We start from the raw sequence: 211 nt of genomic DNA on the forward strand, positions 1-211 counted from the left end.
GCCAGCGGGTCGGGATGGGCCAGGGCCTGTATGAGGCGTATCCGGTATTCGCTGAGGCGTTCGATCAGGTCTGCGCACACTTCGACCAACATCTCGAGCGGCCGTTGCGGGAAGTGGTCGCGGGCGAGCCGCGACTGCTGGACCAGACGATGTACACCCAGGCGGGGCTGTTCGCGGTGCAGGTGGCGTTGTACCGGCTGATCAGCTCGTG

Annotated in this window: 1 protein-coding gene; it reads left to right on the forward strand. The window is 65.9% G+C overall.

Annotation, left to right across the window (positions count from 1 at the left end):
- Positions 1-14 precede the first annotated feature (14 nt).
- Positions 15-211, forward strand: a 197-nt coding sequence (locus ACLQ22_RS32235) for a hypothetical protein (RefSeq protein ID WP_425695645.1), incomplete at its 3' end; no start/stop codon positions are given.

The sequence above is a fragment of the Micromonospora sp. DT178 genome (assembly GCF_049841695.1).
GTDB lineage: Bacteria > Actinomycetota > Actinomycetes > Mycobacteriales > Micromonosporaceae > Micromonospora.